This is a genomic window from Anoxybacillus ayderensis (assembly GCF_000833605.1).
In the GTDB taxonomy this organism is placed as follows: Bacteria; Bacillota; Bacilli; order Bacillales; family Anoxybacillaceae; genus Anoxybacillus; species Anoxybacillus ayderensis.
Window position 1 is genome coordinate 182773 of record NZ_JXTG01000001.1, and the last position, 18601, is coordinate 201373.

Sequence of the window (18601 nt, forward strand, 5' to 3'; positions counted from 1 at the left end):
AAATGTCATCTTGGGTGTTATATACTACTATTAGTACCTAGTAATAATTCGGATGGTGGATCGAAAATGAGAAGAAATAAACGAGAACGGCAACGATTACTGCAAGCAACGATCGAAGAAAATCCATTTATTACAGACGAACAGCTTGCCGAAAAATTTTCAGTCAGCATTCAAACGATCCGCCTCGATCGCCTAGAACTGTCGATTCCGGAGTTGCGCGAGCGCATTAAACATGTAGCTGAGCGCACATTTGCTGACGAAGTAAAGTCGTTGCCTATTGAAGAAGTGATCGGAGAAATCATTGATATACAGTTAGATGAAAGTGCCATTTCAATTTTTGATGTAAAAAAAGAACATGTATTTCAACGAAATCAAATTGCGCGAGGACATCATTTATTCGCACAAGCCAATTCGCTTGCGGTAGCGGTCATTAACGATGAATTAGCTTTAACGGCAAAAGCACACATTCGTTTTATGCGTCCCGTCAAAGAAGGAGAACGGGTCGTCGCGAAAGCGAAAGTAACAAACTTAAATGAAAATGGGCGCACAGTCGTTGAAGTGAATAGCTACGTTGGTCAAGAGCTTGTCTTTCAAGGAGAATTTCACATGTATCGTTCAAATGTTGTCAAAAAGGATGGAGAAGAAAAATGAAAATCGCAATCGATGCCATGGGAGGCGATCACGCACCAAAAGAAGTCGTGATCGGTGCACAAAAGGCGATTGAGCATTTTCACGATATTGAAATTACGCTTGTCGGGAATGAGACGCTCATTCGCCCATACATCACAAACGATGAACGACTATCGATCATTCATACGGAACAAGTAATTGAAGCAACAGATGAACCCGTTCGTGCCGTTCGCCGTAAAAAAGAGGCGTCCATGGTATTAATGGCCAATGAAGTGAGCGAAGGGCGCGCTCATGCGTGCATTTCGGCAGGCAATACAGGAGCTTTAATGGCAGCAGGGCTGTTTATCGTCGGCCGCATAGACGGCATTGATCGTCCTGCCTTAGCTCCGACGTTGCCAACGATTGATGGAAAAGGATTTGTGTTGTTAGACGTTGGCGCAAACGTTGATGCCCGCCCAGAACATATAATGCAATATGCGTTGATGGGTGCAGCATATGCAGAAAAAGTGCGCGGTGTTGCTCGCCCGCGCGTCGGCTTATTAAACGTAGGAACAGAAGATCAAAAAGGAAATGAATTAGCAAAAAAAGCGTTTCAACTGATCCAAGAGACCCCGCTAAACTTTATCGGCAACGTGGAAGCGCGCGATTTATTAGAAGGAGTAGCTGACGTCGTCGTCACTGACGGATTTACCGGCAACGTGGCGTTAAAAACAATCGAAGGAACGGCGATCGCTGTTTTTTCGATGTTAAAATCGGCGCTGACAAGCGGAGTAGTAAGTAAAATAGCGGCGCTTGCTTTAAAGCCGCAGCTCATGCAATTGAAGAAAAAGATGGATTACGCTGAATACGGTGGGGCAGCGCTGTTCGGTTTACGTGCACCTGTCATTAAAGCGCACGGTTCATCGGACGCCCACGCTATTTTTCATGCCGTACGCCAAGCGCGTGATATGGTCGCCAACGAAGTCGTACAAACGGTGAAACAATCGATCGCGGAAATTACAAAATAAGAGGTGCTGTGATGGGGAAAATCGCATTTATTTTTCCAGGACAAGGTTCACAAACAGTCGGGATGGGAAAAGAATGGGCGGAAAAAGATGAGAAGGTAGCATCGATTTTTCGCCAAGCAGATGAACGATTGCAAATGTCTTTGTCACAACTTATTTTTGAAGGACCACAAGACGTATTAACAAAAACAGAAAACGCTCAGCCAGCATTGCTCACGACAAGCATCGCATTTTTACAAAAAGTAAAAGAAGCGGGTATTCATCCGCATTATGTAGCAGGACATAGCCTCGGAGAATATAGCGCGCTCGTTGCAGCGTCTGTGCTGTCGTTTTCTGATGCGGTATATGCGGTGCGGAAGCGCGGGGAATTAATGGAAAAAGCCGTTCCAGCACGACAAGGAACGATGGCGGCGGTGCTTGGCATGGATGAGACGACGTTACAGCAAGTCGTTGATGAAGTGACGACACAATCATCGCCTGTTCAATTAGCCAACTTAAACTGCCCGGGACAAATTGTCATTTCCGGAGCAAAAGAAGCGGTTGAGCGAGCGTCACAACTTGCAAAAGAAAAAGGGGCAAAACGAGTCATTCCACTTGAAGTAAGCGGACCGTTTCACTCCATTTTAATGAAGCCAGCGGCAGAGCAGTTTTCATCTGTGCTCGATACGCTGTCGTTTCAAGAAAGTGCTGTGCCAGTCATTTCAAACGTGACAGCTGAGCCGATGACAAATGCAACGGAAATAAAACAACGTCTTGTTGAACAATTGTATTCGCCTGTTCGTTGGGAGCAATCGATTCAAACGATGATCGATCTTGGTGTACATACGTTCATCGAAATCGGTCCTGGAAAAGTATTAAGCGGTCTAGTGAAAAAAATAAACCGTCATGTCAACGTCTATTCGATTTTCGATGAAGCTTCGTTTGCAGCGACGGTGACTGCGTTGAAAGGAGAATGAAGATGGAAGGAAAAGTAGCGATTGTGACAGGGGCGTCACGTGGAATCGGACGTGAAATTGCTTTACATCTCGCTCGCCTCGGTGCAAAAGTAGCGGTCAATTATGCAGGGAGCGAAGCGAAAGCGAATGAAGTTGTTGCCCAAATTGTTGAACATGGTGGCGAAGCGTTTGCTGTGCAAGCCGATGTGGCAAATAGCGAAGCGGTCGAGCGCATGGTGAAAGAAGTGCTTGAACGCTGGGGGCGCGTTGACATTTTAGTAAACAACGCAGGCATTACGCGCGACAATTTGCTTATGCGCATGAAAGAAGAAGAATGGGATGCAGTCATTAACACAAACTTAAAAGGCGTCTTTTTATGTACGAAAGCTGTCACCCGTCCGATGATGAAACAACGGTACGGTCGCATTGTCAACGTCGCATCGATCGTTGGCGTGAGCGGCAACCCTGGTCAAGCAAACTACGTTGCAGCGAAAGCAGGCGTCATTGGACTGACGAAAACGGCAGCAAAAGAACTAGCGAGCCGAAACATTACGGTGAACGCTGTTGCGCCTGGATTTATTACGACAGATATGACAGACCAATTAAGCGAAGATGTGCGCCAAGCGATGTTGCAACAAATTCCGCTCGCGCGCTTCGGAAATCCAGAAGATATTGCCCATGTCGTCGCGTTTCTTGTTTCAGATGGGGCAAGCTATATGACAGGGCAAACGATTCACGTCGATGGCGGCATGGTCATGTAAAAATTCGTTTTATTTTCTGATATAATTCAGTATAATGGCTTGAGGGGAGGTGAATAAAATGGCAGACGTATTAGAGCGTGTAACGAAAATTATCGTAGATCGCCTTGGTGTCGAGGAGTCACAAGTGACGCTTGAATCTTCATTCAAAGAAGATTTAGGAGCAGATTCGCTTGATGTCGTTGAGCTTGTTATGGAGTTAGAAGACGAATTTGATATGGAAATTTCAGATGAAGAGGCGGAGAAAATTGTTACTGTCGGTGACGCAGTAAACTACATAAAAAGCCGTCTATCATAATAAGCAAAGTCCCGTTTTGTAAGCGGGGCTTTCTATGCTTTTTACGTTTATAGTTGGGGGTTCATATGCATGTCGAAGCAACGACCGTACATGAAGTTTAAACAGTTTCAAGAGCAAATCGGCATTTTTTTTCGCGATGAAAAATTGCTCATCCAAGCATTTACCCATTCATCATATGTGAATGAGCATCGAAAGCGGCTATACGAAGATAACGAGCGCCTTGAATTTTTAGGAGATGCCGTCCTTGAATTAACCGTTTCGCAATATTTATTTGAACAGTTTCCGCAAATGAGCGAAGGGGAATTAACAAAACTGCGGGCGGCGATCGTTTGCGAACCGTCGCTTGTTACGTTCGCTCATGCGCTATCGTTTGGCGATCTCGTTTTGCTTGGCAAAGGAGAAGAGCTAACGGGGGGACGAATGCGTCCATCGTTGTTAGCGGACGTGTTTGAAGCTTTTATTGGGGCGCTTTATTTAGATCAAGGGATCGAGGCAGTTGTACAATTTTTAGGGAAAACGATGTTCCCGAAAATTCGCGAAGGTGCTTTTTCTCATGTGATGGATTACAAAAGTCAACTACAAGAGCTCGTACAACGTGATGGCAATGGTGTTTTAGAATATAAAATTTTACAAGAACGAGGTCCTGCACATAATAAAGAGTTCGTATCGCGCGTATCGTTAAACGGGGAAGAGCTTGGCGTTGGCATTGGTCGCTCGAAAAAAGAGGCAGAACAACGCGCCGCACAAATGGCATTAGCTAAGCTAAAACAATCAAAACAAGGCTGATCCGGTGCGAGAGGACAGCCTTGCTTGTTGTTACATCTTTAAGATAAAGGGGGATACAAGTGTTCCTCAAACGATTAGAAGCTATCGGATTTAAATCTTTTGCAGATCGCATTTCAATCGATTTTGTTCCGGGGATGACGGCCATCGTCGGTCCGAACGGAAGCGGAAAAAGCAACATTACAGATGCGATTCGTTGGGTGCTTGGGGAGCAATCGGCGAAGTCGCTTCGCGGGGCAAAAATGGAAGACGTTATCTTTTCAGGGAGCGAATCGCGCAAGCCGTTAAACGTTGCGGAAGTGACATTAACGCTTGATAATAGCGATCAATTTTTGCCGCTTGAATACGAAGAAGTCAGTGTAACAAGACGTGTATATCGCTCTGGAGATAGCGAATTTTTTATTAATAAACAGCCGTGTCGCTTAAAAGATATCGTTGATTTATTTATGGATTCAGGCGTTGGTCGCGAAGCGTTTTCGATCATTAGCCAAGGAAAAGTCGAAGAAATTTTAAGCAGTAAACCGGAAGAGCGTCGCATGATTTTTGAAGATGCAGCCGGTGTGTTAAAATATAAAATGAGGAAAAAAAAGGCTGAACACAAGTTAAGCGAAACAGAAGATCATTTACAACGTGTGCAAGATATTTTACATGAGTTAAACCAACAACTAGAACCGTTGAAACAACAAGCGTCCATTGCGAAAGAATATATCGAGAAAAAAGAACAATTACAAACATACGAAGTCGGGCTAATCGTCTATGAAATTGAACAGCTACATGAAAAATGGGAAGCGTTAAAAGAACAGCTCGCTATACATGAACAAAACGAGATCGAATTAGCAACGACGCTACAAAAAGAAGAAGCGCACATCGCTGAATTGCGTCATGAACTGACGGCGCTCGATGAGTCGATTGACGGCTTACAACAAGTGTTATTGCTTGTGAGCGAAGAGCTAGAAAAAATGGAAGGAAAAAAACAAGTATTAAAAGAGCGAAAAAACAACGCCCATAAGCAACAACACCAAATGGAACAAACGGTGGCCCAATTGGCTGAGCGCGAACGTGTACTGGAAGCGACTATTGCAGAAAAAAAGAAGTTGCTTCAACAGCTTCAAACAAATGTGCAAGCGCTTCAAGCGGAATTAAAAGAAAAAAACAACGTGCTTTCTGCTTACGGTCCGAAAGCGGAGGCAGAAATTGAACGGCTCAAAAGTGAATATATCGATCTCGTCCATGAACAAGCGACGTTAAAAAACGAACGGACGCACACGGAAGCACAGTTGCAAAAAAACGAAGAGAAACAACGACAGCTGATCGCTGCAAACGACGAGCATATTCGGGCATACGAGCAAATCGTTCAACAATGGGAACAAAAGCAACAGCTTGTTCACAAATTACAACAGCGCATCGCCGAGCAAGAAGAAGCAATGAAAGCAAAAGAACAACAATTAACGGCGCAAAAAGAACAATATCGCAAAAAAGAAGCGACGTTATATGAAGCGTACCAATACGTGCAAAAAATGAAATCAAAAAAAGAAATGCTTGAAGCGATGCAACAAGAATACGCTGGATTTTTCCAAGGTGTAAAAGAAGTATTAAAAGCAAAAGATCGCCTTCCAGGCATTCATGGGGCTGTCGTTGAACTGATGACGGTGCCGTCTGAGCTAGAGACGGCGATCGAAGTGGCGCTTGGCGGAGCAGCGCAACATATCGTCGTAGAGAACGAACAAAGCGCACGCGAAGCGATTCAGTTTTTAAAGCGACATGCGTACGGACGAGCTACTTTTTTACCGCTCAACGTCATTCAAGGAAAATCGCTTCCTCCATCTGTTCGGGCGGATATGATGAAACATCCCGCTTACGTTGGCGTCGCTTCCGAATTAATTACGTATGAAGCAACGTACGCGCAAGTAATGACAAACATTCTTGGAACGGTCATTATTACGCGCGACTTAAAAGGAGCGAATGAGCTTGCGCGCCACCTGCAATATCGCTATCGTTTCGTCACGCTTGACGGAGATGTTGTGAATCCTGGTGGAGCGATGACGGGAGGAACGGTAAACAAACAGACGAGTTCATTATTAAGCCGCACACGTGAACTTGAAGAAGTGACAGCAAGTTTTCGCGAAATCGAACGAAAAACGATTGAACTCGAACAGCGCATCCAGCGTGAAAAAGAGACGATCGCCCAAGCAGAACAGCAACGAGAGCATCTTTATGCGGAACTAAAAGCAAACCGTATGGCGCTGCAAGAAGAAAAAAGCGCATGGACGGAACTAGATCTTCGGAAAAAACATATGGATGAGCGACTAGCTGTGTATCGCTATGAACGACAAACGCTCGAAGAAGAAAAACAACAGCTGACCGCTCGACTTCACGATGTCATACAACAGCTTGATGAGTTAGAGAAAAAAATCGCTCATATTGACGAGCAAGTACAGCAATGGACAGAAAAAAAACAGCTCGAACAACAATCAAAAGAACAAATGCAAGAACAGCTGACCGCTTTAAAAGTCGCGCTCGCAGAAAAGCAAGAACACGTAAGAAATGAAGAACAACATGTGCGTCGACTTGTCGAAGAATGGGAAGAAACGAAACGAACGCGCGCAAAAATGGAAGAGGAGCGGCATCAACTCATTCATCATATGAACGAGCAAACGGAAGATGAACAACAGCTCGAACGAATATGCCAAGAAAAAACGAAGCAAAAAGAAGAGACGATTCAACTGATCGCTAGCCGCCGTGAACAACGACTACAATACCAAACGAAGCTTGAACAGCTCGAAAAAGAAATAAAAGAGCTGAAACGTCAACATAAACAGTTAACAGATACGTTAAAAGACGAAGAAGTGAAGCTCGCTCGTTTTGATATGGAGTTAGATCACTTGTTAAATCGACTTCGTGAAGAATATAAACTATCGTTTGAAGCGGCGAAAGAAGCGTTTCCGCTTCACATCCCAGCGCAAGAAGCGTGGAAAAAAGTAAAGCTCATTCAATTGGCGATTGATGAGCTCGGGACGGTGAACCTTGGCGCGATTGAAGAATATGAACGCGTATTTGAGCGCCATCGCTTTTTAACGGAACAAAAAGAAGATTTACAACGCGCGAAAGATACACTTTATCAAGTGATTGACGAAATGGACGATGAAATGAAGCGAAGATTTGCGGTGACGTTTGAACAAATTCGTACGCAATTTGCGCGCGTGTTCGTCGAATTGTTTGGAGGAGGAAAAGCGGATTTAAAGTTGACCGATCCGAACGATTTACTTCATACAGGTGTCGATATCGTCGCACAGCCGCCGGGCAAAAAACTGCAACATTTAAGTTTATTATCAGGCGGTGAACGAGCCCTTACTGCGATTGCGCTTTTATTTGCTATTTTAAACGTTCGACCTGTTCCGTTTTGCGTGCTCGATGAAGTGGAAGCTGCACTAGATGAAGCAAACGTGCAACGATATGCGAAATATTTAAAGAAATTTAGCAACGAAACGCAATTTATCGTCATTACTCATCGAAAAGGAACGATGGAAGAAGCGGACGTATTGTACGGAGTAACGATGCAACAATCAGGCGTATCGAAACTTGTTTCTGTTCGATTGGAAGAAGCAGCTGGAAAGAAAGGATGAGAAACGGTGAGCTTTTTTAAAAAGTTAAAAGAAAAAATTGCAAAACAAGCGGATACAGTGACGGAAAAGTTTAAGCGCGGCTTAGAAAAAACGCGCGACTCTTTTGCAGGAAAAGTGAATGACTTAATTGCCCGCTATCGAAAAGTGGACGAAGAGTTTTTTGAAGAACTAGAAGAAATTTTAATTGCGTCAGACGTTGGTGTGGCAACGGTCATGGATTTTATTGATGAGTTGAAAATGGAAGTGAAGCGCCGCAACATTCAAGACCCGAAAGAAATGTATAGCGTCATTTCCGAAAAACTCATCGATATATATCAAGCGAGCGGCGATGAAACGACAGAATTAAACATTCAACCAAACGGTTTAACGGTCATTTTATTTGTCGGTGTCAACGGTGTCGGAAAAACGACGACGATCGGAAAGCTCGCGTATAAATTAAAAAACGAAGGAAAAAAAGTGATGCTTGCGGCAGGCGATACGTTCCGTGCTGGGGCGATTGAACAGTTAGAAGTATGGGGAGAGCGAGTAGGCGTCGAAGTGATTAAACAGTCAGCAGGCTCCGATCCGGCTGCGGTGATGTACGATGCGATTCAAGCGGCGAAATCGCGCAACGTCGATATTTTGCTGTGCGATACAGCTGGTCGCTTGCAAAATAAAGTAAACTTAATGAAAGAGCTTGAAAAAGTGAAACGCGTCATTGAACGAGAAGTACCAGGTGCACCGCATGAAGTGTTGCTCGTGTTAGATGCAACGACGGGACAAAATGCGATGAGCCAAGCGAAGACGTTTAAAGAAGCGACGAATGTGACCGGCATCGTGTTAACAAAGCTTGACGGAACAGCAAAAGGTGGCATCGTGTTAGCGATCCGCCACGAGCTAAACATCCCGGTGAAATTTGTCGGGTTAGGTGAGAAAATGGACGATTTAGAGCCGTTTCAAGCAGAACAATTCGTTTACGGACTATTTTCATCGTTTATGGAACGTGAAGAAGCGCAAGGAGAATAACTTGACAGCATCGGTTAAAACATATACACTAAAGTCATGTAAAGGCGTTTCACTTAACAGGGGGGAGTTTCATGCTAGAAAAAACAACGAGAATGAACTACTTATATGACTTTTACCAATCGTTGTTGACACCGAAGCAGCGGAACTATATGTCCCTTTATTACTTAGACGATTACTCCCTCGGTGAAATTGCCGAAGAGTACGAAGTGAGTCGTCAAGCTGTATACGATAACATTAAACGGACGGAAGCGATGCTAGAAGACTACGAGCAAAAACTATTGCTGTTTCAAAAGTTTCAACAGCGGCAAAAACTATTGCATTCGTTAAAAACGCATATTGCCGAACGCTATCCGAACGATGAAGAGCTGATAAAGCTCGTTGTGGAGTTGGAGAAATTAGAGTAGGGGGCGGTAACGATGGCATTTGAAGGATTGGCCGACCGTCTGCAACATGTCATGAATAAAATTCGTGGCAAAGGCAAAGTCACGGAAGCCGATGTAAAAGAAATGATGCGCGAAGTGCGGCTAGCGTTATTAGAAGCTGACGTCAATTTTAAAGTCGTCAAAGACTTTGTGAAAAAAGTAAGCGAGCGAGCTGTCGGACAAGAAGTGTTAAAAAGTTTGACCCCGGGGCAGCAAGTCATTAAAGTCGTCAAAGAAGAATTGACGGAATTAATGGGAGGAGAAAATAGCAAAATTGCTGTCGCAAGCCGTCCGCCAACCGTCGTTATGATGGTCGGTTTGCAAGGGGCAGGAAAAACGACGACGACGGGGAAATTAGCGAACTTACTGCGCAAAAAACATAATCGCAAACCGTTGCTCGTCGCCGCTGACATTTATCGTCCAGCGGCGATCAAACAGCTTGAAACGCTAGGTAAACAATTGAACATCCCTGTGTTTTCGCTCGGTGATCAAGTAAGCCCAGTTGAAATCGCTAAACAAGCGATCGCAAAAGCGAAAGAAGAACATCACGATTATGTGTTAATCGATACCGCAGGGCGACTGCACATCGACGAAGCGCTCATGGATGAATTAAAACAAATCAAAGAAATGACGAAACCGGATGAAATTTTCCTCGTCGTCGATGCGATGACAGGACAAGATGCGGTAAACGTCGCGCAAAGCTTTAACGAACAGCTTGGCTTAACAGGCGTCATTTTGACGAAGCTCGACGGCGATACGCGCGGCGGAGCGGCGTTGTCGATTAAAGCGGTCACAAACACGCCAATTAAATTCGTCGGTATGGGCGAAAAGCTCGATGCGCTTGAACCGTTTCATCCCGAGCGGATGGCATCGCGCATTTTAGGCATGGGCGACGTACTGACGCTCATTGAAAAAGCGCAAGCCGCCGTCGATGAAGAAAAAGCAAAAGAGCTCGAACAAAAAATGCGCACAGCCTCATTTACCCTTGACGACTTTTTAGAACAGCTTGGACAAGTGCGCAAACTTGGCCCGCTTGATGAAATTTTGAAAATGTTGCCGGGCGCGAACAAAGTGAAAGGGCTCAACAACTTACAAATTGATGAAAAACAAATTAGCCGCGTCGAAGCGATTATTCGCTCAATGACAAAAGAAGAAAAAATGAACCCAGACATCATTAACTCAAGCCGCAAAAAGCGAATCGCCAAAGGAAGCGGAACGACGGTTCAAGACGTCAACCGCTTGTTGAAACAGTTTGACGAAATGAAAAAAATGATGAAAATGATGACAACTATGCCAAAAGGGAAAAAGAAAGGGTTCCGTTTCCCGTTCATGTAAACAAAATGATAGTGTTAAGAAAAAACACTTTACAAACAAAACGTTTATTGCTAATATACTATCTTGTGTGAAATATTTTCGGAGGTGCTACAATTATGGCAGTAAAAATTCGTTTAAAACGTATGGGTGCAAAAAAATCACCATTTTATCGTATCGTTGTTGCAGACTCTCGTTCTCCACGTGACGGTCGTTTCATCGAAACAATCGGCACATACAACCCGTTAACAGAGCCTGCAGAAATTAAAATTAACGAAGAACTTGCATTAAAATGGTTGCAAAACGGTGCGAAACCATCTGATACGGTGCGCAACTTGCTTTCAAAACAGGGAATTTTAGAAAAATTCCACAACTTAAAGTACGGAAAGTAATGTATGAAAACGTTGCTTGAGACGATTGTTCGGTCACTTGTCGATCATCCGGAATGCGTCGTCATTCGCGAAACGGAACAGCAACAATCGATCACATATTCGATTGCCCTTCATCACGAAGACGTTGGAAAAGTGATCGGAAAAAACGGACGAATCATTCAAGCGATTCGCACCGTTGTTCAAGCAGCAAACGAGTCGAAGAAGCGAATAGACGTACGCATCGAAGAGTAAGGGAGAGGGAGATACCTCCCCTTTTTTCGTTCAGAAAGGCGGTGCGCCATGAAAATTATTCAAACGGTTGAAGTAAGACAACGATTGACGGAAAAAAGTAAGCAACAACTTATTCAACAATTGACGGCACAAAAACGACAGCTTGAACAACAATGTGAACAGCTTATTTTTGAACAAAAACGAATGGAAAAGCAAACATCGTTTCCACCGAAACAAATTAAAGAAAAATTTGAGCGAGAAATGCAAGTTCGACGTCAAAAAATAGCGGAACTTGACTTCCTTCTCGAACAATTGCACATATTACCGATAGGAAGCGAAATAAAAGAACGAGAGGTGGAAGCGATTATCGACGTTCACATCGGTGATCGTTGGTCGCCTCAAAAAACGATTATTATTGAAGATGGAATTGTTGTCGACATACGCGAGGGGTGATCGTTGTGAAATGGTTTAATGTCGGAAAAATTGTCAATACGCACGGCATTCGCGGTGAAGTGCGCGTTATTTCACGCACAGATTTTGCGCAAGAACGGTATAAAATCGGAAATGTACTATATATTTTTATGGAAAACGAGCCGCCAATTGAAGTGAAAGTGGCGAGCCATCGTGTTCATAAGTCGTTTGATTTACTGACGTTTGAAGGATATGACAACATCAATTTAGTTGAAAAATTTAAAGGCGCGATGATTAAAGTACCAGAAAGCCAACTTCAACCGCTTGATGAAGGAGAATATTATTTCCACGAAATTATCGGCTGCACAGTTGTGACCGAAGATGGTGAAACGATTGGGGAAGTAAAGGAAATTTTAACGCCAGGGGCAAACGATGTATGGGTCGTGAAACGGAAAAAAGGCGGAGATGTATTTATCCCTTACATTGCCGATGTCGTCAAACAAGTCGATGTCGAAAATAAAACGATTACCATTCATGTTATGGAAGGATTGCTTGACGAATGAAAATCGACGTGCTCACTTTATTTCCAACGATGTTTACTGGCGTGCTTCAAGAGTCGATTTTGAAACGGGCGCAAGAAAAAGGAGCGGTTACGTTTCAGCTCGTCAATTTCCGCGAGTTTGCCGATAATAAACACCAAACGGTAGATGACTATCCTTATGGCGGTGGCGCTGGGATGGTATTAAAACCACAACCGATTTTCGATGCGGTCGATCATTTAACGAAACAGAGCGAACATCGCCCGCGCATTATTTTACTTTGCCCACAAGGAGAACGCTACACACAAAAAAAGGCGGAGGAACTCGCCAAAGAACAACATTTAATTTTCATTTGCGGCCATTACGAAGGATACGATGAGCGCATTCGTGAGCATGTCGTAACGGATGAAATTTCAATTGGAGATTATGTGTTAACAGGCGGAGAGCTGGCGGCGATGGTCGTCATCGATAGCGTCGTTCGCTTGCTTCCGGGCGTGCTCGGCAACGAACATTCCTCTGTCCATGATTCATATAGCTCTGGCTTACTTGAACATCCGCATTATACGCGTCCTGCGGATTTTCGAGGCATGAAAGTACCGGACGTTCTTCTTTCTGGCAACCATCGTTTAATTGAAGAGTGGCGTCAAAAAGAATCGTTGCGTCGTACGTGGTTGCGACGACCGGATTTACTTGAGACGTATGAACTAACAGAACAGCAAAAAAAATGGATTGAACAATGGGAAAAAAATGAGCGGTAACTCTTGCATCCGATACATCTTTATGCTAGTATAAACGTTGTGACTTACGTCGCACGTAAAACGATGTTCCGCTGCTATGAACGATAAACATAAGCAAGAGCATCTGTTGGAAGGAGATGAATATGATGCATCATTTAATTCAAGAAATTACAAAAGAACAACTACGTAACGATCTTCCTGAATTCCGCCCTGGTGACACAGTGCGCGTTCACGTAAAAGTTGTCGAAGGAAACCGTGAGCGTATCCAAGTATTTGAGGGCGTTGTCATCAAGCGTCGTGGTGGTGGAATTAGCGAAACATTTACAGTACGTAAAGTATCTTACGGTGTAGGTGTTGAGCGTACATTCCCATTACACACGCCGAAGATTGCGAAATTAGAAGTTGTTCGTCGCGGTAAAGTTCGTCGCGCGAAATTGTACTACTTGCGTCAACTCCGCGGTAAAGCAGCACGCATCAAAGAAATCATCTAACAAAAGAAATGATTGCGAGGAGCTTGATCATCAAGCTCCTTTTTCAACATTTATCATATAGGTGGGAGACGGATGGAAAAACAAAAAAACGAATGGTTTGAATGGCTGAAAGCAATTGTTATTGCGGTGGCGTTAGCAGGAGGCATTCGCTATTTCATTTTTGCCCCGATTATCGTTGAAGGGGAATCGATGATGCCGACATTACATAACCAAGATCGTATGATTGTCAATAAAATAGCATACAAAATTGGCGAACCAGAACGATTTGATATTATTGTGTTCCATGCAGAAGAAGGAAAAGACTATATTAAGCGCGTCATTGGGCTGCCGGGCGATCGCATTGAATATAAAAATGATACGTTATATGTGAACGGAAAGCCGTATAAAGAGCCTTATTTAGACGAAGAGAAAAAGCAAGTATTTGACGGCCCGCTAACAGAGTCGTTTACACTTGAAGAACTATGGGGACAAAAAACAGTTCCAGAAGGTCATTTATTCGTGCTCGGAGATAATCGTCGATACAGCAAAGATAGCCGTCATATCGGCTTTATTCCAATGGATAAAGTTGTAGGCAAAACGTCGGTCGTCTATTGGCCCCTTTCTGATGCGCGAATTGTTGAATAACATCATACAAAGTAGGTGGCAGCAATGACGATTCAATGGTTTCCCGGCCATATGGCGAAGGCGAAACGAGAAGTAACAGAAAAATTAAAGCTCATTGATATCGTATTTGAACTTGTTGATGCGCGCATTCCGATGTCATCCCGCAATCCGTTAATTGATGAAATTGTCGCAAATAAGCCGCGCATCATGTTGTTAAATAAAGCGGATATGGCTGACCCAGACGTCACAAAGCAATGGATTGATTTTTTCGCCGCGCAACAAATCGAAGCGATTGCGATCGACTCGCAAAGCGGAACGGGCGTGAAGCAAATTGTGACGGTCGCAAAAGAGAAGTTGCGCCCAAAGTTTGAAAAAATGATGGCTAAAGGAATTAAACGTCCTCGCGCCATGCGCGCGTTAATTGTCGGTATTCCAAACGTCGGGAAATCGACGCTCATTAACCGACTGGCAGGAAAACATATTGCCAAAACGGGCGATACACCAGGAGTGACGAAAGCACAACAATGGATTAAAGTCGGCAAAGAACTTGAACTGCTTGATACGCCAGGGATTTTATGGCCGAAGTTTGAAGACGAAGAAGTCGGATTGAAGCTTGCGACAACAGGGGCAATTAAAGATACGATTTTAAATTTACAAGATGTTGCCGTATATGCGTTGCGCTTTTTAGCTGCCCATTATCCTGACCGTTTAAAAGAACGGTACGCGCTTTCAGATATTCCAGAAGACATTGTTGTATTGTTTGATGAAATCGGGAAAAGACGAGGCTGTTTAGCTGCTGGAGGCGTCGTGGATTACGATAAAGTATCTGAGCTTGTGTTGCGCGATATTCGCACAGAAAAATTAGGACGGCTCAGTTTTGATCGCCTGTAAGGTTCGCATAAGCGGGCCTTTATTTTTTTGCCAATTTGCCGATATAACATGTAAGGAGTGATCGAGCGTGAATATGCAAGAGATCAAACAACGACTACAAACGATTCATGATGAAACAGATGAATGGTTTCAACAACTATTACATGATGAGCGAAAAGGTGTCCAACGTCTCGTTCAACAATGGTATAAACAAAAAGAAGCAGAAAAACGCGAAAGGGAACGTTTTTCGCATATGTTGCAATATGAACAGGCGCTATATGAAAAAGGAGTGCGCTACATCGCTGGCGTAGATGAAGTTGGACGCGGTCCGCTCGCTGGCCCAGTCGTTGCCGCTGCGGTCATTTTGCCGAAAGACGTGTTTTTACCTCATTTGGACGATTCGAAAAAACTATCGGAAACGAAGCGAGAGCAATTGTTTTCTATTATTCAACAAACGGCGCTCGCGATCGGCATCGGCATAGTGAGCGCCCGTGAAATTGATGAGTTAAACATTTACGAAGCGACGAAAAAAGCGATGGTGCAAGCCGTTCAAGCGCTTCCGATCGCTCCTGAACATTTGCTTATTGATGCGATGCACATTCCGCTATCTATTCCGCAAACATCCATCATTAAAGGAGATGCGCACAGTGCATCCATTGCGGCAAGCTCCATTATAGCAAAAGTGACGCGCGATCGGATGATGAAACAGCTAGGAGAGGAATATCCACAATATGGATTTGAGAAACATATGGGATACGGAACGAAAGCGCATATCCAAGCGATTGAACGATATGGTGTCATGGAAGAACATCGTCGTTCTTTTGCGCCAATTCGTGAGCGAATGAAACGAGGGGAATGAAATGAACGTCCAATGGCTGCGTACGTTAGTTGACGATCGGCAAGCGGTTCGCCTGCCGAAAGGGCCGACGTTTCAAGTTGGCGATATGATTTACGGGAAAATCGAAAAAATCAATGAAGATCAAACAGCGCTCGTTCGCATCGGAAGTTATACGCTGACAGCAGAATTGCATTCACCTGTCAAAGAAGGTAGAACATATACGTTTCAAGTGCAAAAGACGATGCCGCTTGAGCTGAACATATTGCCTCGTCCAGCAAAACTGACAGATGAAGAAAGCGTCATTCGCCATTTTCGTCTACCAGAGAATGAACAAACGAAAGCGCTCGTTCGTTGGATGATGAATGAATCATTTTCGTTTAAAAAGAACGACATGGCACTCATTCGGCAATGGTTGCGAACAGGCGGTGAAAAAGAGGTGCAAGCAATCAAATGGCTATTGATGCACGATTTGCCGCTTCATGACGATGTGTTTCGTGCGCTCGTCACTTTACAACATGATCAGCCGTTATATGAACAACGGCTTATGCTTGCGTCGCTCATTGATCGCGCTCATCCGAAAGGAACGTTAGCGACACTTTCTGCTCATTTGCGTCATATACCAACGCTTTCCTCTTTTTCGCCTGAACATATGCAACGATTGCTCGAAGAAACGATGAAACAACAAGATGAATGGCTCGTTTTATTGCAAACAGCAGCAGAAGAAGCAACAGGTGAGTTGAAAGCGGAGATCACCGCATTACTTGATCGGATGAAAGCATATCAGTTGTTATCAACAAACAGCAATTCGCTCCAACATATATTTACGCAATTTCCGTTACTCATCGGGACGCATGCAACAGATGTGACGATTCAATGGCGCGGAAAACAACGAGAAAACGGAAAAATGGATACAGACTATTGTCGCATTTTATTTTATTTGACGATGGCGACGTTAAAAGAAACGATTGTAGACGTTCACATTCAACAACGCATCGTTCATATTTCGATCATCAACGACACGCCCCATGTAGAACTGTACGCATCCGCCCTTGAGCCGTCATTAAAGGAGAAGCTTGCTGAACATGGCTACACGCTTTCTACCGTTTCCGTTAAACTGCCGATAAACAAGCGAAGCGAACGGTTACTTGTTGAACCATTTTCTTATAAAGGAGTCGATTATCGCGTATGAAACGAAAACGTGCCGTTGCTTTGTCGTACAACGAACAACATATTGCCCCCGTCGTTGTGGCAAAAGGGGAAGGAATGGTTGCCGAGCGCATCATTGAACGCGCGAAACAATACGACGTCCCGATTTACGAAGATCAAACGCTCGCTATGATGCTTAGTCAATTACAATTGAACGAAACGATTCCAGAGGAGCTGTACAAAGTCGTTGCTGAAGTATTTGCATTTATTTATCAAATAGAAAAGAAGGTAGAGGAGCGCTCGTGACCGTCGCTTCTTTTTCTTTTGTTAAAGAATTTTCTGTCTAAATGGTAGACAACTGACAAAGTATCATTATACAATGAAAGCGCTAGTACTTTTATTTTTATACATAGGAGGATGGGGTATGAATATTCATGAGTATCAAGGAAAAGAGATCCTCAGAAGCTACGGAGTGAGCGTACCGAACGGCCGTGTGGCGTTTACGGTTGAAGAAGCGGTCGAGGCAGCGAAAGCGCTTGGCAGTAGCGTTTGTGTCGTCAAGGCGCAAATTCATGCCGGCGGTCGCGGAAAAGCAGGGGGTGTAAAAGTCGCAAAAAGTTTAGAAGAAGTTCGTACATATGCGAGTGAGCTATTAGGAAAAGTGCTCGTTACGCACCAAACAGGTCCAGAAGGAAAAGAAGTGAAACGTCTTTTGATCGAAGAAGGATGCGACATTAAAAAAGAATATTACATCGGACTTGTTGTTGACCGTGCGACATCCCGCGTTGTTTTAATGGGATCTGAAGAAGGCGGAACAGAAATTGAAGAAGTAGCAGCAAAAACGCCAGAGAAAATTTTTAAAGAGTACATTGACCCAGCTGTCGGCTTACAAGCGTTTCAAGCGCGCCGCATGGCGTTTAACATCAACATTCCGAAAGAGCTTGTCAACCAAGCGGTCAAATTTATGTTAGGCTTATATCAAGTATTCGTCGAAAAAGATTGCTCGATCGCTGAAATTAACCCGCTCGTTGTTACAGGAGACGGAAAAGTGATGGCGCTCGATGCGAAGTTAAACTTTGATTCTAACGCGTTATATCGCCATAAAGACATTTTAGAATATCGCGATTTAGACGAAGAAGATCCGAAAGAAATTGAAGCATCAAAATATGATTTAAACTACATTTCGCTTGACGGAAACATCGGCTGCATGGTAAACGGTGCGGGCTTAGCGATGGCGACAATGGACATTATTAAATATTATGGCGGCGAGCCAGCAAACTTTTTAGATGTTGGTGGCGGTGCGACGACAGAGAAAGTAACGGAAGCATTTAAAATCATTTTATCTGATCCGAAAGTAAAAGGCATTTTCGTGAACATTTTCGGGGGCATTATGAAATGCGACGTGATCGCAAACGGTATTGTTGAAGCGACAAAACAAGTCGGTTTAAACCTTCCGCTCGTCGTTCGTTTAGAAGGAACAAACGTCGAATTAGGGAAAAAGATTTTAGAACAGTCTGGACTAAACATTACAGCCGCTGAATCGATGGCAGACGGCGCGCAAAAAATCGTTTCGCTAGTAAGCTAATAGAAGGGAT

At 43.9% G+C, this 18601-nt stretch carries 22 protein-coding genes; all 22 read left to right on the forward strand.

The features are described 5' to 3' along the window. Nucleotides 1-66: 66 nt before the first annotated feature. The 22 genes from fapR to sucC all read left to right on the forward strand — a co-directional run bounded on the left by fapR (nt 67) and on the right by sucC (nt 18591). The gene (fapR, locus tag JV16_RS00940) at nt 67-651 is read left to right on the forward strand and encodes a transcription factor FapR (RefSeq protein WP_042533842.1); all 585 of its coding nucleotides are present in this window, start codon (nt 67-69) and stop codon (nt 649-651) included. After that, on the forward strand, nt 648-1637 hold the full coding sequence (gene plsX, locus JV16_RS00945) for a phosphate acyltransferase PlsX (RefSeq protein WP_042533844.1): 990 nt from the start codon (nt 648-650) through the stop codon (nt 1635-1637). The genes fapR and plsX overlap by 4 nt, the downstream gene beginning before the upstream one ends. Before the next feature lie 11 nt (nt 1638-1648). Beyond that, complete coding sequence (gene fabD / locus JV16_RS00950) at nt 1649-2590, forward strand: ACP S-malonyltransferase (RefSeq protein ID WP_042533847.1); 942 nt, start codon at nt 1649-1651, stop codon at nt 2588-2590. Next, nucleotides 2587-3330 (forward strand): 3-oxoacyl-[acyl-carrier-protein] reductase, encoded by a 744-nt coding sequence (fabG, locus tag JV16_RS00955; protein ID WP_042533849.1) that lies wholly within the window; start codon nt 2587-2589, stop codon nt 3328-3330. Before fabD ends, fabG begins: the two co-directional genes overlap by 4 nt. 58 nt (nt 3331-3388) lie before the next feature. Continuing rightward, nucleotides 3389-3625, forward strand: coding sequence for an acyl carrier protein (acpP, locus tag JV16_RS00960; RefSeq protein ID WP_003394967.1), 237 nt, complete (start codon nt 3389-3391; stop codon nt 3623-3625). A 69-nt stretch (nt 3626-3694) separates the two neighbouring features. Then, on the forward strand, nt 3695-4411 hold the full coding sequence (gene rnc / locus JV16_RS00965; RefSeq protein ID WP_042533851.1) for a ribonuclease III: 717 nt from the start codon (nt 3695-3697) through the stop codon (nt 4409-4411). Nucleotides 4412-4470: 59 nt separating this feature from the next. Next, nucleotides 4471-8031, forward strand: coding sequence for a chromosome segregation protein SMC (gene smc, locus JV16_RS00970; protein ID WP_042533852.1), 3561 nt, complete (start codon nt 4471-4473; stop codon nt 8029-8031). Nucleotides 8032-8037: 6 nt separating this feature from the next. Continuing rightward, nucleotides 8038-9036, forward strand: a complete 999-nt coding sequence (gene ftsY, locus JV16_RS00975) for a signal recognition particle-docking protein FtsY (protein ID WP_021094236.1) — start codon at nt 8038-8040, stop codon at nt 9034-9036. Nucleotides 9037-9107: 71 nt separating this feature from the next. Continuing rightward, nucleotides 9108-9440 carry a putative DNA-binding protein gene (locus tag JV16_RS00980; protein ID WP_042533855.1) on the forward strand — a complete coding sequence of 111 codons (333 nt, stop codon included), beginning with the start codon at nt 9108-9110 and terminating at the stop codon, nt 9438-9440. Nucleotides 9441-9452: 12 nt separating this feature from the next. After that, nucleotides 9453-10793 (forward strand): signal recognition particle protein, encoded by a 1341-nt coding sequence (ffh, locus tag JV16_RS00985; protein WP_042533857.1) that lies wholly within the window; start codon nt 9453-9455, stop codon nt 10791-10793. Nucleotides 10794-10888: 95 nt separating this feature from the next. Then, nucleotides 10889-11161, forward strand: a complete 273-nt coding sequence (gene rpsP / locus JV16_RS00990; RefSeq protein WP_004891099.1) for a 30S ribosomal protein S16 — start codon at nt 10889-10891, stop codon at nt 11159-11161. 3 nt (nt 11162-11164) lie between these two features. Beyond that, complete coding sequence (locus tag JV16_RS00995) at nt 11165-11392, forward strand: KH domain-containing protein (protein ID WP_009732863.1); 228 nt, start codon at nt 11165-11167, stop codon at nt 11390-11392. Between the two features lie 48 nt (nt 11393-11440). Beyond that, complete coding sequence (locus JV16_RS01000) at nt 11441-11824, forward strand: YlqD family protein (RefSeq protein ID WP_021094232.1); 384 nt, start codon at nt 11441-11443, stop codon at nt 11822-11824. Beyond that, nucleotides 11824-12345: a ribosome maturation factor RimM gene (gene rimM / locus JV16_RS01005; protein ID WP_305956497.1), complete on the forward strand. Its 522-nt coding sequence runs from the start codon at nt 11824-11826 to the stop codon at nt 12343-12345. Before JV16_RS01000 ends, rimM begins: the two co-directional genes overlap by 1 nt. Further along, nucleotides 12342-13079, forward strand: a complete 738-nt coding sequence (gene trmD, locus JV16_RS01010) for a tRNA (guanosine(37)-N1)-methyltransferase TrmD (RefSeq protein ID WP_042533860.1) — start codon at nt 12342-12344, stop codon at nt 13077-13079. Before rimM ends, trmD begins: the two co-directional genes overlap by 4 nt. Nucleotides 13080-13204: 125 nt before the next feature. Further along, nucleotides 13205-13549 (forward strand): 50S ribosomal protein L19, encoded by a 345-nt coding sequence (gene rplS, locus JV16_RS01015; protein ID WP_003394943.1) that lies wholly within the window; start codon nt 13205-13207, stop codon nt 13547-13549. A 72-nt stretch (nt 13550-13621) separates the two neighbouring features. After that, nucleotides 13622-14173, forward strand: a complete 552-nt coding sequence (gene lepB, locus JV16_RS01020) for a signal peptidase I (protein ID WP_021094229.1) — start codon at nt 13622-13624, stop codon at nt 14171-14173. A gap of 15 nt (nt 14174-14188) precedes the next feature. Further along, entirely contained in the window at nt 14189-15043 is an 855-nt protein-coding gene (gene ylqF / locus JV16_RS01025; RefSeq protein ID WP_200861316.1) for a ribosome biogenesis GTPase YlqF, read from the forward strand. 73 nt (nt 15044-15116) lie between these two features. After that, complete coding sequence (locus JV16_RS01030) at nt 15117-15881, forward strand: ribonuclease HII (RefSeq protein WP_165551138.1); 765 nt, start codon at nt 15117-15119, stop codon at nt 15879-15881. 1 nt (nt 15882) lies between these two features. Continuing rightward, nucleotides 15883-17049 carry a hypothetical protein gene (locus tag JV16_RS01035; RefSeq protein ID WP_021094226.1) on the forward strand — a complete coding sequence of 389 codons (1167 nt, stop codon included), beginning with the start codon at nt 15883-15885 and terminating at the stop codon, nt 17047-17049. Further along, nucleotides 17046-17312 (forward strand): EscU/YscU/HrcU family type III secretion system export apparatus switch protein, encoded by a 267-nt coding sequence (locus JV16_RS01040; RefSeq protein ID WP_021094225.1) that lies wholly within the window; start codon nt 17046-17048, stop codon nt 17310-17312. Before JV16_RS01035 ends, JV16_RS01040 begins: the two co-directional genes overlap by 4 nt. A 118-nt stretch (nt 17313-17430) precedes the next feature. Beyond that, nucleotides 17431-18591: an ADP-forming succinate--CoA ligase subunit beta gene (gene sucC / locus JV16_RS01045; RefSeq protein WP_021094224.1), complete on the forward strand. Its 1161-nt coding sequence runs from the start codon at nt 17431-17433 to the stop codon at nt 18589-18591. The last annotated feature ends 10 nt before the right edge of the window (nt 18592-18601 follow it).